The sequence below is a fragment of the Microbacterium sp. Bi128 genome (genome assembly GCF_918698205.1).
This window is the reverse complement of sequence record NZ_CAKKMM010001275.1, coordinates 1-1,462: the sequence shown is the minus strand read 5'-3', so window position 1 is coordinate 1,462 and position 1,462 is coordinate 1. Positions and strand designations below refer to the sequence as shown.

The following is a 1,462-nucleotide window of genomic DNA, read 5'->3' as shown; positions in this document are numbered from 1 at the left end:
CCCTGGGCGCGTCGCTGCCGAAGCCGGCGCATGATGTTCTCGACGTCGATGATCGCATCATCGACCACGACGCCCACGGCTATGACCAGCCCCGCGAGGACCATCGTGTTGATCGCACTGGAGGTGAAATAGAGCACCAGTGCGGCGGTGAGCAGGGACAACGGAATTGCGACGATGCTGATCAGGGCCGTGCGCCACTGGAAGAGGAACGCCACGAGGATCATGACCACCAGCAGGCAGCCCAGCAGCAGCGCGATGCTGAGGTTGGAGATCGCCTCCTCAACGAAGCTGGCCGGGCGGAAGATCGTGGTGTCGAAGTTGATACCGCTCAGGCCCGGCTGCAGCTCGTGGAGGGCCTCCTCCACGCCTTTGGTCACGTCGAGTGTGTTGCCCCAGGGCAGCTTCTCGACGATCAGCATGAGCCCGTGCCCGTTGTTGATCACGGCGTCACCAATGAGCGGCTGATGGTCCTCGACAACCTGGGCAACGTCGCCCAGGTGCAGCGCCACGCCGTCCTTTTCCCGAATGGTCACCTGGGCCAGATCGGCGGGGGTCTGGATCGGCTGGACGTGACGGACCCCCATCCTTTGGGTGGGACTGTCAATGAAGCCGCCGGTGCCGATGAAGCGTCCGGGCGAGTATTTCAGCAGCCCGGCGTCGAGGGCGCCGGCGGTGACTTCCATGACCTGGTTGAGGGAGACGTTCTGGGCCTTGAGCTTGTCAGGTTCCACCTGGACCTGCAGCATCTGGAGCCGCTCGCCCCAGATGGCCACGTTGGCCACCCCGGGGACCCGCAGCAGCCGGGCCCGGATGGTCCAGTAGGACAGCATGGACATTTCGATGAGCGAATGTTCCGACGACGTCATCCCGATCTTCATCACGCGGCTGGTCGCGGACAGCGGCTGCAGCATCACCGGCGGGGCGGCCCACGTCGGCAGCGCCGCAGTCACCGAAGCCATCCGTTCCGAGACGAGCTGACGGGCGTTGAGCAGGTCAGTGCCCTGATGGAAGAGCAGCACGATCGAGGACAGCTGGGGTACGGACTTGGACCGAATCTCGTCCAGGCCCGGCATGCCGCTCACGGCGGCCTCGATCGGCACGCTGACGAGTTCTTCGACTTCCTGGGCGGTCAACCCGAGGCACGCGGTCTGGATTTCCACGCGTGGCGGGGCAAACTCCGGGAAGACGTCCACGGACGCGGAACCCAACTGCAGGGAACCGAGCAGCATCACGGCACACGCGAGGGCGACAACAACCGTCTTGAAACGGAGGCTGATCCCGATGAGCCAGCGCATGTCACTCGGCCGTATCGAATTCGGTGCCGAGAAGTTCCTCGGCCCCTGTCGTGACAACCACGGTCCCTGCCGGCGGCCCGTCCGTCAGGACGGCGACGTCGCCGTTGATGCGCTGGACGGTGATGGACTGGCGGACGTAGACCTGGGGCTCGGGGTTGGTGTAGACC

Annotated in this window: 1 protein-coding gene; it reads right to left on the bottom strand. The window is 65.0% G+C overall.

The annotated features are described in order from the left end of the window. Window positions 1–1,295 (bottom strand): efflux RND transporter permease subunit (locus LQV45_RS31970; protein ID WP_230011494.1); only part of this gene is annotated, 1,295 nt, incomplete at its 3' end. Between the last annotated feature and the right edge of the window lie 167 nt (window positions 1,296–1,462).